Genomic DNA, 13831 nt, shown 5'->3' on the forward strand with positions numbered 1-13831 from the left:
TTGGCAGGCGCTCATAGCTTCGAGTTGCCAGGCGTGCTCTCGCCAATGCGAGGCTTGCACGACCCTCAACGTTCAAGCGTTGTTCACCGTAACCAGAGTTCGGCAAACGACACGAGGCCAAACGGAATCTCCCTGGCCCCGGAAACGTGCGATTCGATCTGAACATGCCGGACGTCGTGGGCAATGGGGATAGCCCAGCCTTCCTGCACGATCGATCTGCCGATTGCTGCATATTGGGCCATACGATCCGCGGTGTCCGCCATGGCGCGTATCGTTTGCAATTGTTCGTCGATGATGCGCTGGCGCCCCGCCGGCATCCATTGCCGAAACATGTTTTCTCCCGAAAACCACTCGTAGCAGCCCAGGTCTTCGTCATCTTCGAGTGCTTCGTTGCAGAGCACCAGGTCAGCGGAGTCGAGCCAGTCTTTCCGGGCGAACTCATCGCAGGTCAACGAAACCACGTTCAACTCGATCTGTGCCGCGTTCAGGCGGTCCCCTATTGCGTTGGCCAACGCCATCTTGTTGTTGTCCCCTATCGTCACCATCGTGAGACTCGTGCGCCCGGCTATACGAGGGCGACGGCCGGGAACGGCGACTCGATGATCCCATGTTGGCAGTAGTCCCGATGCGGGTTGCCAGGAAACGTTGTGGCTTCCGATCATCACGGCCGGCGCAAGCCAGTTCGCGAGCGCCAATCGCCGCGCCGCGGTTCTCAATATCGGCCGGGTAGCATTGCATACGATAAAAGCGCAGCCGGTCAGCACCTGGGCCATCGTGTTTCGCGTGCCGGAGCTCACACCCGCAGCACCGAAATGCACGTCAAACTCATCGGTCGATTCTGCTTGCGAGATCACCCAAAGATCGATTTCGTCCAGTAGTGCCCGCTCACGATAGTAGTCGTCGAACGCCGCCAGGGTAAGACGGTACTCGCTACGGCGGATCAACTTGAATGGGCCGCTGCCAATCGGCATCGAAGAGAAGTCGCTGCGCCGCTCGCGCGGGATGATCGACGCGTTTGCCGAAGCAAGGCAATGGGGCCACAAAAAATCCGTGCTTCCAAGATGGCAGGTGACTCGTCTGCCGCTACCGACTTCAACGGACCGAAGATGCCGGTACAGGCCCTGAAAATGGCCCTTTCTGTCGCGCATGCGTAACAACGTCTGTCGCACGTCCTCAGGTTCCAGTTCGCTTCCATCGTGGAACCGGACGCCCGGCCTTAGCCAGAAGTGCCAGACTTTCCCGTCGTTCTCCGATTCCCAATGGTGAGCTAGCGCAGGGACAAGACGCTGAGTCTCTTTGTCGAACGCGGTCAGCGTCGAAAAAATCTGCCGAACCAGATGGAGTTCGAGAATCGCTCCGGCGTCGTAAGGATCGAGCCCTGCCACATTGCGCTGCAGCGGTATGCGAAGCCGGTTGCGCGAGTCACCGGCGCTGCGCACGTGCAGGAAATCCGGAAGCCGGGCCGAAAGCAGTTGACGTTGTTCGCCATCGAGGCTCGCAAATGCCTCCTCCAGTTCACCCTGCGCCAGCAGGTCCGATAGACGATCGAGCGCCAGCTGTTGTGGCGATGCGAGCATCTGCAAGCGAGAGAAGTTTCCCCGACCTCGCGCTGCTTCCCAGTGCAGCCAGCCTCGCTCCGCCATCTTGCGCAGCAACAGGCGTGCGTTGCGCTCGCTGGTATGCAGGGCGCCAGCCAGCGCGGGTAATCCCGGCTGACTGCCCCGTTTTTCCATAAAGGCGTGAAGTGTCTGGAACTGGTCGACGAGCCGCATAAAAGAGGAAATTAAATTTTTAGCACCATCCGTTTTTATCTTCCGCTTTTTCCTGCACGATGTCTACGCGTCCGATCACTCGTGCAACGAAGGAGTGCCGAAGAGTTGGCGAGCCGGGCTGACGGGCCTTGAGCCATGCCGCGAAGGCATCGAGCGAGGGGTGGTCTCCGCTTTCGCCGTCACAAAGGAACGGGTCATGAATCAGCACAGGCTGGGCCTCAATCTGAGGACTGCATCGGCATCGGCCGATAACGGGCGCAAGCCGCTTCGCGCTTACCGCGAGGCTGTTTCGCGAATCCGTGTGTGGCTCGCGGAAGGTTGGTGCGCCGCCCGCGAGCAACCAGGGGTCTGGCTCGCAACCATTCTCTTGAGCGCCGATCTCGCGACCGCGCTGGAACTGTGTATGCAGCTCCAGACACTGGCCACGCTGCTTGTTCCGGTACTGGCGGGCGCGACGATGCCGATGCAGAAGTACCGGAGTATTGCGACCCGATCGGCGGCCCGCGAAACGCTGGATAGCGTCGTGCGCCAACGCGACGCGTTGTTTGCGCTCGCGCTCTGGATCGCGGCGATCCTGTGCATCGGCAATCTGCTGTCGCGCGCGATCAAGCTCGCCAGCCCGGCATGGTGGACGAGTGCTTTCGCACTCGCCGCGAACGACCTGGCTTTGGCTGTCGTGATTGCAGCCGTCTGGTTCGCGCCGGCGCTGATTGTTTTGCATCGTTGTTCTGCGCTTGAAGCGATGACGACGAGCCTGCGTGCCGCGCTGCGTAACTGGCCGATTGCACTGTGTTATGCACTGCTACTGGTTGCTGATGTACTCGCTGCACCGCTCGTGCCAATGATCGTGCGGGGTCTGGTGATAACACCATTCATCAGCGCGCTGATCGTGCTATCGGCGCACGGTAGTTATCGTGACACGCTCTATCGCGAACGCGACTGTGGCCGAGTGGCGCGCAGAAGGTCGTCATACCCGACGCGAGGAAATGGAAAGTATGCCGGGGAAGGTCCGCACGACCCGTTTTCAGAGCGCTGACCCTTTGCCACTTGGAGCGTATCGGCCATAAGCGTCTGCTGGCAGGTTGGTCTTCTGGCTGTTAAAGCACGACGACCTCCGTTTGCAGAGACCCGCGGCCTTGAGCTCCGAGCGTTTCGAGCTTTGCAGCAGCCCAAAGGACGGCTCCGGGTCGGCAAACGCCGGTCGCGCTCCAGTCGATGCCGGACCAGGTTCGCGTATTTTTCCTCCCAGCGAGTCGCAGGAACGATCGGGCCGGTTGCGTGGGTCATGGCCGCCTCCGTGGGTGTCAGAGCTTCGAGCCGCCGTCGACACGCAGCGTGTCGCCCGTTACCCAACGCGCCGCGTCGGATGCGAGGAACAGGGCTGCGCCCGCAATGTCGTTGGGCTGCGCCACGCGCTTGAGGGCCTGCATGCCGAGCGTGAAGTCGCGCCCGGCATCGGTCCTGGCGAAGTTCGACATGTCGGTCTCGACGACGCCGGGCGCGACGGCGTTCACGCGGATGCCGCGCTCGCCGAGCGAGGCGGCGAAGTGCCTGACCAGCGTGTCGATCGCGCCCTTGGTCGCGGCGTAGGCCGACAGGTTGCCAACCGCATTGCGGGCAGCCAGGGAGGAAAGCAGGACCACGCTGCTGCCTTCCCCCAGCACGGGCAGCAGTTGCTGAACGAGGAAGTACGGTGCGCGCACGTTGACGGCGAACAGGCGGTCGAAGTCCTCGACCGTCGTTTCAGCGATGGGCGAGGCCTTCGAGATGCCGGCATTGGCAACGAGAATGTCGAGGCGCTCGCCGACCAGTGCGCGTACCTGACGTGCCAGTTCATGCGGGCCGTTCGCAGTGCTCAGGTCTGCCGCGACCTTGTCGGCCGAACCGCCCGATGCACGGATCGTCTCGACCACCGAATTCGCAGCCTGTTCGTCGCTGCCGAAATGCACGAGCACGCGCGCGCCTGCAGCAGCCAGGGCCAGGGCGGTGGCACGGCCAATGCCGCGCGAAGCGCCCGTGACGAGGGCAGTTTTTCCATTAAGATTAGTACTCACGATTAATTCTCCTTGAATTGCATGTTGAAAATGCGGGTGTATCGACTTACGACTCAGGAAAGGAAGCGGGAAACGTCTTCCACGAAACGCTCGGGGTATTGATAGAGCGAACCGTGATTGGCATCCGGGTAAATGATCAACTGGGCATTCGGAATGTGCTGGCGCAAGATCAGCGAGTTGACCGTGTAGATGATCACGTCGTTGTCGCCATTCACCACCAGGGTCGGCTGACCGAGTGCCGAGAGGTAAGCGTATGGGTTGTCTTGCGGCTTGCCCCATTTGGCGAGCGCCGCGAGCTGGGCCGGTGCCACGGCTTCGTCGGCGGCCGGATCCCGGTTTTCCGTGCGACGGCGCAAGCGTTCGAGAAACGCCAGCCCGGCTGCCTGGCTGGCTTCGGAGGGTGAGAAATGCACGCGCAGCCAGAGATGGTCCGGTTCGGCATAGGTCGCGCCGAAAATTTCCTGGGCTTCGGGTGTCAGCGAGGCCATGCCTTCTCCGCTGCGCGGGCCCGTGCCAACGAGGATCAGGCGGCGAACCAGCGTGGGCTCCGCAATGGCAAGGGTCTGGGCAATCAGGCCTCCCATCGAGAAACCCAGCACGTCGACCTGTTCGAGGCCGAGCGCACGGATGAACGCGGCAGCATGGGCGGCCATTTCCTCGATCGATTCGGGAACACGGCCCGAGCTGCTCGAAATACCGGCGTTGTTGAAGAGGATGACTTCACGCCCGGCGGCGAGGCCCTCGGTCACGGCGGGATCCCAGTGATCCATGGTGCCGGTGAAGTGGATGTTCATGACGAGCGGAACGCCCGCGCGATTGCCGAAGCGGCGATAGGCGAAGCGGATGCCGTTTGCGTCCACGTACTGCGTCGGCGCGGTGTGGTGGGTATGGCGGGTCATGATCGTTGTCCTTGCTGATAGGCGTTGAGCGATTGGCTTTCCGGTATGTCCGGGATGCATGGGGTACTGCCTTTTCCAATCCAGTCGCCTGCCTGATGATCTCGTGCGGCGGCGCCTGTTGATGGGTAATGTATGCGTTGACCGGCAACAGGAAAAAGACTTTGCAGGCAAGCGGTCATGCCTCTCGGGCATGGGTCGTGCGCGACTGCCGCTTGCCGGCGCGAATCAGGATGGAAAAGTCAGGACGGAAAACGTTCACCGAACATGGGCAGGCCGCTCACCGACTGCGCCGCGCTGGCCTCGTCCTGCAGCACGTCCCAGTGTTCTGCCAGCCTGCCGTCTTCGAAGCGGACGATATCGGCGGCAATCCACGCGGTTGGCCTTCCGTTTCCGGAAAACCTGCCGTGCGCGATCACGTAGTCGCCCTCGGCCACCACGAGCTGGTTCTCGTAGCGCAAAGTGTCGGGCAAGGCACGGATCAGGTCGAACAGACCTTCGCGTCCGGGCGCAATGTGCGCGCTGTGCTGGATATAGGAATCCGACCAGAAGCGTTCGGCGGCGGCGTAGTCGCGCCGGTTGAACAGCGTTTCGAAGGCTTCGAGGAGCAGCGCCTTGTTCTCTGCGGGGGTGGTTGTGGCCATGTTGTTCTCCAGTGAGAGTCAGAGCACTTCAAATACGCTGTACACGGGGCCGTAGGCAAAGCGGTGGCCGAGGCCGACGGCCAGGATGCCGTTAAGCCATTCGTAGCGCCCGGCCGGCGCTTCGAACACGGGGTTGATGCGGAAGTAATAGCTTTCGGGGTCGACGACTTCCCCCCGTTCCAGGCGCTGGATCACGTCGGCCGGTCCGTGCCGGACGCCGCGGTATGACATCAGGAGATTGACGCCGTCGTCGGTGCGCAGCGTGAGGCGCACATCGTGCGTCGTGCCGGTGTTGCCGCGCACGGTCTGCCAGTCGTTGCTGCCGTCCAGCACGGCACCGGTAAGCCGGTCGCCGTGGAACGTGCCGGACTCGACGATGCCGACGCGTCGCAAGGCGTCCGGCGTCTGACCGATCGTGACGATGGGCTTGACGCCCAGACGGACCACGAACAATGGCCGGGTCCGGACTTGCTTCATGACCGGGGGAAGATCGTCGAATTGGGGCGTATGGCTCAGGGGCATGATGTTCTCCAGTCGTGAGACGGGTTCAGGCGGTCCTGCCGCCGTTGACGCGCAGCACTTCGCCGGTCATGTAGCTGGCCCTGCCCGATCCGACGAAGACAATGGCCTCGGCGATTTCCTCGGGCGTTCCGGCGCGTTTGAGCGGAACGCCCGAGAGCATGGCGGCTTTGCGTTCGCCGGTGCCGGTCAGCCGGGTGAGCATCTCCGTGTCGATGGGGCCGGGCGCGACGGCATTCACCCGAACGCCGGATGCGGCCGCTTCCAGCGCCGCAGACTTCGTGAGGCCTTCGACGGCATGCTTGCTGGCCGTGTAGAGGGACATGCCGGCCGCCCCGCGCAGCCCCATCGTCGACGACACGTTGACGATGCTGCCGCCCTGCCGGGCGGTCATCGCGCGCAGTTCGTGCTTCATCGCCAGCAGGGTGCCGAGCACGTTGGCGTCGAAGACGGCGGCGTAGCGCTCGGGGGTCTGCTCCGTGACCGGGCCGGATTCGCCTTCCACGCCGGCCGCGTTGACCGCGATGTCGAGTTGACCGAAGCGTGCAAGGGTCCCCTGGACAAGCGCTTCGACCTGTTCTTCATAGCGAACGTCGGCCTGGATGAATTCGGCTTCGATGCCGGTTGCGCGCAGCTCTTCCGCGAGCTTCTCGCCGACTTCCGCCCGGCGGCCGGCAAGCACGACGCGCGCCTTGTCGCGGGCAAAGGCAAACGCCGTGGCGCGGCCAATACCGGACAGTGCGCCGGTGATGAGTACGACGGGTGCGTTATTCATGTTGCGTCTCCTCGCTGGTGGGGTTCCGTGTACGGCGCGCGATCAATCGGAAGCCGTGTCGCCGGGCAGTTCCTCGATCGCGTCGACGCGGTCGGGGTAAAAGGCCAGATGCTCGCGGATCGGGGCCACGGCTGCATAAGGCTGCTCGTAGGTCCAGACGGCATTGACGCCGCGCTCGCCGGGAGACGGGATCGAGAAGTAGGCACAGTCGCCCTTGTACGGGCAGTAGGTGGCGTGGTCGGTACGCTCCAGCAGCGCCATGTCGACGTCCCGGCGCGGGATGTAGATCACGGCCGGGTAGCGTGCCTCGCGCAGTGTCAGCGCCTCACGGGTATCGGCGATCACCTTGCCGCCGGCCTTGACGACGATCCTCGAGGGATGGCGTTCGATCGTGATCGGATGGTCGGGACCCGGGATCTTGACGGGTTTGTCGTTCGGATGCGTGGTGGACATGATCAACTCCTTGTCGAAATAGCGGAGGGTGGCGAGCCGTGCGGCAGCAGCTTGCCGGATTGCGTTCCGTTCAGCAGGTGGCCGGCTCGTCTATCGTGCGCGGATGCTCGCCCGTGAGCACCAGTGTCAGGATCGAGAGCGCGGCGAGCCCGGCGCCGAAGAACATCGCGTTGAAGAGACCGAACCCGTCTACAATCCGGCCGCCGACAAATGAACCCAAAGCAATCGAGATCTGGAAATTGGCGACAAAGAGCGCCATCCCGCCCTCACCCGCTTCGCGGGTCGCCCGGGCCATCCACATCTGCAGCGCGACCGGCAGGGCGCCATACGCAGTTCCCCATGCGGCCAGCGCGACCAGCACCCACGGTCGGCTGGCGCCGAGTGCGGGAAGCATGGCGAGCGGCAATGCGATAAACAGGATGCTTGCGATCAAGGTTGTCCTGACGCTACGTTGAGCGGATGAACCGCCGATGAAATTACCTGCCAGACCGATGAACGTGTAACCAAGCAGCAGCGACGAAATGACCTTGCCCCCAAAGCCCGACACCGTCGCGAGGAACGGGGTGATATAGGTATAGGTCGAAAACTGCCCGCACAGGGCCAGCGTCATCGCGATCAGCCCGATGCGGGCCGGTCGCGTACCGAAAATGCCGAGCAGGTTGCGCGTGCCGATCCGATGCTCGACGTGCAGCGACGGCAACGAAACCCACTGCGCCAGCAACGCGGCGACCGACAACGCGAGCGCCGCCCCGAACGCGGCACGCCAGCCGGCCAGTTCGCCGAGCAGCGCGCCGGCCGGGCCGCCGATCAGCATGCCGAGCGAGACGCCAGCGAAAATCAGCGCCGTTGCCCGACCGACATGCTGCTCCGGCACGAGCCGGGCGCCGAGGCCCACGCTGATCGCCCAGAATCCGCCGATGCCGAATCCGAACAGCGCGCGGGCCGCGACAAGAACGGCGAAGTTCGGTGCCAGCATGGCCATCAGATTGGAGACCATGAGCAGCAGGCCCAGGCCCAGCAGCACGCGCCGACGGTCGAAGCGTCCGACCGCTACCGTAAGAAGCGGCGCGGCGACGGCGGCCAGCAGCCCGGGCGCTGTGACCATGATGCCGGCGGTTCCTTCGCTCACGCCCAGTCCCTGGCTGATATAGCGCAGCAGCCCGACGGGGAGAAATTCAGTTGTGCAGAACACGGTCGCGCTGAGCGCGACCGAAAGAACCGCGAGCCAACGTGGCGCGTGCGGGGGCTGGATTGAGGTGGTTTGCGTCATGACGTCTTCCGGTTTGGGTGTATCGTTTCGGGGACCGAAATGGGGGGTGCGCTATCGACGCGCTCAGAGCTTCGAGCCGCCGTCCACATGGAGCGTCGCGCCAGTTGTCCATCCGGCCTGGTCGGACGCCAGGAAGGCAATTGCAGCGGCGATGTCTTCGGGTTCTGCGAGCCGCTTGATGGCCTGCAGGCCGAGTGTCATGTCGCGGCCTTCGTTGGTGCGGGTGAAGCTCGACATCCCGGTTTGCACCACGCCGGGCGCGACCGCGTTCACACGGATGCCGCGCGGCCCGAGGTCGGCTGCGAAGTAACGCACGAGCGTATCCAAAGCGCCCTTCGTAGCCGAGTAGGCCGATAGCTCGCCCACCGCTGCATGAGCAGCGAGCGACGAAAGCAGCGTGATGTTGCTGCCCTTGCACATGATCGGCAGAAGCTGCTGAACGAGAAAATACGGAGCCCGAACGTTGACGGCGAACAGTTCGTCGAAGTCCTCGACGCCGGTTTCCTCGATCGTGGCGGCCTTCGCGATGCCCGCGTTGGCAACGAGGATGTCGAGCCGTTCGCCGACGATGGCCCGGACCTGCCGCGCGAGCCGGTGGGGCCCGTCGGATTCCGCGAGATCTGCCTGGAGGGCATGGGCACGGCTGCCCGCCGCGGCGATTCCGGCGACAACGGCATCGGCCTCGCGTGCACCGCGCCCATAGTGGACGATGACCTGAGCGCCTGCCTGCGCAAGCGCAAGCGCAGCCGCGCGTCCGATGCCGCGGGAAGCGCCCGTGACGAGCGCGGTCTTTCCGGTGAGTGTCTTCATGATCGTGTCCTTCCCGCAGATGACCGGCGTTGAGGTGAGAGCCGGTTGCGTCCGGCTGCTGGAATCGAACGATAGTGGGCACTTGCCCGCTCGAAAAAGACTTTGTAAGCTGGACGCCATACCTGACAGGCATGGCTACCCGTAAAGGACTGCGCGCATGGAACTGCGTCACCTGCGTTATTTCGTTGCTGTGGCGGAAGAGGGCAGCCTCACTGTCGCGGCGGAGCGTCGGCTGTACACGTCCCAGCCGTCCCTGAGCCGGCAGATCCGGGATCTCGAGTACGAAGTGGGTGCGCAACTGTTCGTGCGCAGCGCGCGCGGCATCGAACTGACCGATGCCGGCAAGGCATTTCTCGACCATGCGCGCCTCGCACTTGCGCAGGTCGATGCGGCGTGCGAGGCCGCACGACGGGCGGCGCGGCCGTCGAAGCCGACGTTTGCCGTCGGCTTCCTGAGCGGGCAGGAAGTCACCTGGCTCGGCGAAGCGACGCGTGTGCTCGCAGGCGACCTGCAGACTCTCGAGATGACGGTATCGAGCGAGCACTCTCCCGATCTGGCGGAGGGCCTGTCGACGGGCCGGCTGGATGTCGCGTTCATGCGCGCCGAAGCCAACCGGCCCGACCTCGAGTACGTGACGGTCGCGCGCGAGCCTTTCGTCGTGCTGATGCCGAGCGATCATCGCCTGGCGAGCCTCGAGGAAATCGACGTGCACGATCTGGCCGGGGAGCCGTTCATCAGCGGCTCGGACGTGGCCGGTCCCATGCGCCGCGCGATCGAAAACTATCTGGCGGCAAACGATCTCGCCATCGAGCCCGCACATCGCGTCCACAACCTGACGATGGCGATGTCGCTGATCGCCTCGACGCGAGGTGTTGCCCTCTTGCCTGCCTATGCCGAGAAGCTGTTGCCCTGGTCGGTGACGAGCCGGCCGCTCAAGGGCGAACCGCCGACGATCGAACTGGTGGTCGGCTATAACCGGAATAACCGCTCCCCCATCCTGTCGACCTTCCTGTCTCGCATCGACCAGATCAGGCGATAAGCGCACGGCCGCGCAATGCTGTCCGAGGCATTAACGCGCGTAAGCACCCACGCCTGCCTCAACGATCCGGCTGCAGGTTATTGGGCATCGGGCACGCCATGATGCGGCTTGACGCAGTCATCTCGTCTGCTAAACTTTGCCGCTGGAGATGGCATTCTCCATAACCGCTCGCTCCGAGCCGATGATGCCTACAACGTTGTGCCGATTGAATACGCTTTTCAAGGCGCATTTCTATCCGGCCGAATCAAATCAACAAAGGCATTGATCATGTATCTCTCGGTTCTGGCGGTTGCAATCGGCGGCGCATTAGGCTCACTGTTTCGCTGGTTTCTCGGTGTCCGCCTCAACGGACTCTTTCCCGATCTCCCCTTGGGCACGCTTGCCGCCAACGTGATTGCCGGCTACATCATCGGCGTGGCCGTCGCGTTCTTCGCACGTCAGCCCGATATCCCCGTGGAATGGCGTCTCTTTGTCATTACGGGCCTGATGGGCGGCCTCTCCACATTCTCCACGTTCTCCGCTGAAGTGGTGGCGGACCTGCAGCAAGGCCGTCTTGGTTGGGCAGCCGGCGAAATCGTCATTCACGTCGGCGCGTCTCTGGCCATGACGGTCCTCGGCATCGTGACGGCCAGTGCCGTCGCTCGCGCCGCTACCGCTTGACCGGTATCGGTCAACGCATGCCGGGCATGTTGACCGGCCCGGCGCGGAGGGGGCGCAGGATGCACTCGCAGGCGTCGGGCCGCAGCGCGCCGTAGCGCAAGCGGCAGACGGCGAGCCCTTCGAGCCGGCATCGCTACAGAAGCGTGAGGAAGAGAATCGCGACCAGCAATCCGCCAATCAGGGCAAGGTAGAAGTTCAGGTTGCCGGATTGGAGGGCGCGAAGGCGCTCCGCGCACGCCGTCACGATCCGGACCAAGGGGTCGAACAAGTGCCGCTCGAAGAGGTCGGTCACGCCAGCGGCAAACACCAGGCGCTTGACGAAGTACTCGCGCTGCTCGTGCTCGCGCGTCGTGCTGACCGTCGGCTGGTAGATGAAGCTGTAGAAGGTGCGCATGGCATTCGAAAAGGTCAGCGCTGTCGTCGCCGCGTCATGCCCGCTTTCCGTCATGCCGCCGAACCATACGGGCGCCCTGCGAATCGCGTGCCGTTTCGTCAGCCACAGCAGCGCGAGCGGCAGGATCGCCAGCAGCGGCATCACGATGACCAGCTTCGTCGGCGAGATGAAGGCAAATTTGTTCGTGAGCGGCACGAGCAGCCAACCCGACACCATCGCCTGCGGGCTGTTGGCATGAAAAAGCGTCTGCGCGCCACTTGCAAGCGCGTTGAGCCACAGCGGCGCGCCGACGGCCACGGCAAGCACGCACAGCCCGAGGATCCCCACCGAAACCGCGCTCGCCCGCGGCACGGGCGGCGTGACGTCAATGCCTGGCAGTCCCAGCAAACCGAGACCGAACACCTTGACGAACGTTGCGAGCGCAACGGCGGCGGCCAGCGCGAGTCCCGCCCCTGCCAGAACAAGCACGAGCCGGCCGATGAAGGACGCGAGGTGGAACCCCTGAAACACCGACTGAAACACATACCATTCGCTGACGAACCCCGCCTGCGGCGGCACTGAAGCCAGGCTCATGACGGCAAACACCGCGCCCAGTCCGAGCAGGAAGCCGCTGCGACGCAGCCAGCCGCGGGGCACGATGTCGTAGCTGCCGCAGGCCGCATGGATCCCGTCCGCCGTGAGGAACAGCGCGCCCTTGGCAAGCGCGTGACCCGCGAGATGCAGTAGCGCAACGGTCCATGCAAGGCCTGCGAGATCGCCGAGATGACCGGCGCGAAAGAGCAGCGTCGCGCCGAGCATGACGACGGCGACCGACGCGTTCTCTGCCGACGAATAGCTGAGCAGCGAGCGCCACTCGTCCTGCTGGAATGCGAACAGTACGGCAAGGATCGCGCTCGCCACGCCAGCCGCGATCGCGATCACGCCCAGGCCGAAGGCCGTGCCGCTCTGCACGGATACGTCGAGCCAGCTGTTCCAGCCGCGACTCAAGGCAAAGTACGCCGCGTTGAGCACGACGCCCGAAAACAGCGTACCCGTTGCGCCGCTACCGCAGGAATAGGCGCGCGGAAACCATTCGTAGAACGGCATCAGCCCAAGCTTTGCCCCGAAGCCGATCAGCAGCGCGAGGCCCGCGAACCAGGACACGACGCCGGCCGCGCCCGGCGCGTTCGTGACGAAGCGGTCGAAGCCGATGCCGCCCGCCGCCCGGTCGAGCACGACAACCGCGAACACCAGCGCAACGGCCCCCACTTCGAGCAACGCGAGCATGAGCATGACCGGCCGGCCCTCGCGCTCGTCCGCCCGCTCGCCGGCCAGCATGAGCGCGCCGCCAAGGCTCATGGTTTCCCAGGCGACGAGGAGCGACATGCCGTCCTGCAGACCGACCACGCCAAGCGCGCCGAGCAGGCTGAACGCGGCGCCGGCGGACCATCGTCCGGAAGCGCCGGCCAGCGGCGAGCCGAGCCAGCAGGCCAGTGCCGCGGGGACCAGCCCGAAGCCGAGCAGCCAGAGGCCCGCGGGTTCGACCGCGAACCCTACCGGCTGCGCCGCGAGCACGATTGGCAACGGCGCGGCGGCGGTGCCGTCCGGCAGGGCGACGAGGCACGCAATCACCGCAAGCACGCATCCCGTGCCCAGCAACCCGCGCGCGACGCCGTGCGCGGCGCGCAAAGGCGAGACGAGCGCGGCGAGCGCCCACAGCACGGCGGCAAGACCCAGGAGCAGGTTAGCGCTCAAGCTGGCCTCCTCTCATGCGTTGATCAGCTCTCCCGACGATTAACAGCAGCGCGTGAATCAGCGCGGCCGGATTCGGCGGGCAGCCCGGCAGATAAACGTCCACCGGCAACACGCCGTCGAGTCCCGTGCCGCAGGCGTAATTGCCGCCGCTCACGCCCCCCGACACCGCACACGTGCCCGTCGCGACAACCCAGCGCGGCGCGGGCATGGCCTCCCACGTCGCGAGCAGCGGCTCGCGCATCGCCTTCGTCACGGGGCCGGTAACGAGCAGCACGTCGGCAAAGCGCGGTGACGGCGTGAAGAAGATGCCAAGCCGATGCAGGTTGTAGAACGGATTGTTGAGCGCCTGCAGTTCCGATTCGCAGCCGTTGCACGACCCCGCATCGACATGCCGCACATGCAGGCTGCGACCGAACTGGCGGCGCTCTCGTTCGACCACCTCGCGCGCGATCCGCTGACTCGCTTCGTGCCATATCAGGTCGTCGCGTTCGCGCACGCCGAGCGCCCAGTCCCCGGAAGTCGTGAACGCGCCCGTCGGGCAGACTTCGACGCAACGCTGGCAGACGATGCAGCGCCCCCAATCCACCTCGGGCTTCGCGGGCGTCTCGTGCGAAGAAGCGAACGAGATCGCACGCGTCATGCAGGCATTCGCGCAGGCCTCGCAGTCGGGCCGGCATTTCGCCGGATCGTAACGCGGCATGCCCAGCACGCCTTGCTGGCCGTGCCCTTCGTCCTTCACGCCCTTCAGTGGCCAGTCGGTGCTCGCACTGCCCTCCTTCAGGCCAAACCAGGTCCAGAGTGACATCGATGC

Annotated in this window: 14 protein-coding genes and 1 riboswitch; of the genes, 3 read left to right on the forward strand and 11 right to left on the reverse strand. The window is 64.5% G+C overall.

All coding sequences use genetic code 11. The features are described 5' to 3' along the window. Positions 1–83 precede the first annotated feature (83 nt). The gene (locus BAC01S_RS33360; RefSeq protein WP_052408793.1) at positions 84–1772 is read right to left on the reverse strand and encodes an ABC transporter substrate-binding protein; all 1689 of its coding nucleotides are present in this window, start codon (positions 1770–1772) and stop codon (positions 84–86) included. Between the two features lie 196 nt (positions 1773–1968). Here BAC01S_RS33360 and BAC01S_RS31910 point away from each other — a divergent pair, with 196 nt between their 5' ends. Continuing rightward, positions 1969–2808, forward strand: coding sequence for a hypothetical protein (locus BAC01S_RS31910; RefSeq protein WP_052408794.1), 840 nt, complete (start codon positions 1969–1971; stop codon positions 2806–2808). Positions 2809–3076: 268 nt separating this feature from the next. Here BAC01S_RS31910 and BAC01S_RS19245 read toward each other — a convergent pair whose 3' ends face one another. The 8 genes from BAC01S_RS19245 to BAC01S_RS19280 form a co-directional block, all read right to left on the reverse strand. Then, positions 3077–3826 (reverse strand): SDR family NAD(P)-dependent oxidoreductase, encoded by a 750-nt coding sequence (locus BAC01S_RS19245; protein WP_027796226.1) that lies wholly within the window; start codon positions 3824–3826, stop codon positions 3077–3079. Between the two features lie 53 nt (positions 3827–3879). Then, the gene (locus BAC01S_RS19250) at positions 3880–4725 is read right to left on the reverse strand and encodes an alpha/beta fold hydrolase (RefSeq protein WP_027796227.1); all 846 of its coding nucleotides are present in this window, start codon (positions 4723–4725) and stop codon (positions 3880–3882) included. A 239-nt stretch (positions 4726–4964) separates the two neighbouring features. After that, the gene (locus BAC01S_RS19255) at positions 4965–5366 is read right to left on the reverse strand and encodes a nuclear transport factor 2 family protein (RefSeq protein WP_027796228.1); all 402 of its coding nucleotides are present in this window, start codon (positions 5364–5366) and stop codon (positions 4965–4967) included. Between the two features lie 18 nt (positions 5367–5384). Next, a complete protein-coding gene (locus tag BAC01S_RS19260) occupies positions 5385–5888 on the reverse strand; it encodes a DUF3237 domain-containing protein (protein WP_052408795.1) in 504 nt (167 codons plus the stop codon). Positions 5889–5913: 25 nt separating this feature from the next. After that, on the reverse strand, positions 5914–6660 hold the full coding sequence (locus tag BAC01S_RS19265; protein ID WP_027796230.1) for an SDR family NAD(P)-dependent oxidoreductase: 747 nt from the start codon (positions 6658–6660) through the stop codon (positions 5914–5916). Positions 6661–6702: 42 nt separating this feature from the next. After that, positions 6703–7113 carry a DUF427 domain-containing protein gene (locus tag BAC01S_RS19270; protein WP_043202818.1) on the reverse strand — a complete coding sequence of 137 codons (411 nt, stop codon included), beginning with the start codon at positions 7111–7113 and terminating at the stop codon, positions 6703–6705. Positions 7114–7183: 70 nt separating this feature from the next. Continuing rightward, a complete protein-coding gene (locus tag BAC01S_RS31915) occupies positions 7184–8383 on the reverse strand; it encodes an MFS transporter (RefSeq protein ID WP_043202819.1) in 1200 nt (399 codons plus the stop codon). 63 nt (positions 8384–8446) lie between these two features. Beyond that, positions 8447–9193, reverse strand: coding sequence for an SDR family NAD(P)-dependent oxidoreductase (locus tag BAC01S_RS19280; protein ID WP_027796232.1), 747 nt, complete (start codon positions 9191–9193; stop codon positions 8447–8449). A 157-nt stretch (positions 9194–9350) separates the two neighbouring features. Here BAC01S_RS19280 and BAC01S_RS19285 point away from each other — a divergent pair, with 157 nt between their 5' ends. Together BAC01S_RS19285 and crcB are read left to right on the forward strand one after the other, a co-directional pair. Next, positions 9351–10232: a LysR family transcriptional regulator gene (locus BAC01S_RS19285; protein ID WP_027796233.1), complete on the forward strand. Its 882-nt coding sequence runs from the start codon at positions 9351–9353 to the stop codon at positions 10230–10232. 135 nt (positions 10233–10367) lie between these two features. Next, positions 10368–10430, forward strand: a riboswitch (Fluoride riboswitch). 69 nt (positions 10431–10499) lie between these two features. Then, on the forward strand, positions 10500–10892 hold the full coding sequence (crcB, locus tag BAC01S_RS19290; protein ID WP_027796234.1) for a fluoride efflux transporter CrcB: 393 nt from the start codon (positions 10500–10502) through the stop codon (positions 10890–10892). A gap of 133 nt (positions 10893–11025) precedes the next feature. On the opposite strand, the gene BAC01S_RS19295 is transcribed toward crcB, so the two are convergent. Then, on the reverse strand, positions 11026–13020 hold the full coding sequence (locus BAC01S_RS19295) for a proton-conducting transporter transmembrane domain-containing protein (RefSeq protein WP_027796235.1): 1995 nt from the start codon (positions 13018–13020) through the stop codon (positions 11026–11028). Further along, positions 13010–13825 carry an NADH-quinone oxidoreductase subunit NuoB gene (gene nuoB / locus BAC01S_RS19300; protein WP_027796236.1) on the reverse strand — a complete coding sequence of 272 codons (816 nt, stop codon included), beginning with the start codon at positions 13823–13825 and terminating at the stop codon, positions 13010–13012. Before nuoB ends, BAC01S_RS19295 begins: the two co-directional genes overlap by 11 nt. Between the last annotated feature and the right edge of the window lie 6 nt (positions 13826–13831).

Origin of the sequence: Paraburkholderia acidipaludis NBRC 101816, assembly GCF_000684975.1 — a bacterium.
GTDB classification, from domain to species: domain Bacteria; phylum Pseudomonadota; class Gammaproteobacteria; order Burkholderiales; family Burkholderiaceae; genus Paraburkholderia; species Paraburkholderia acidipaludis.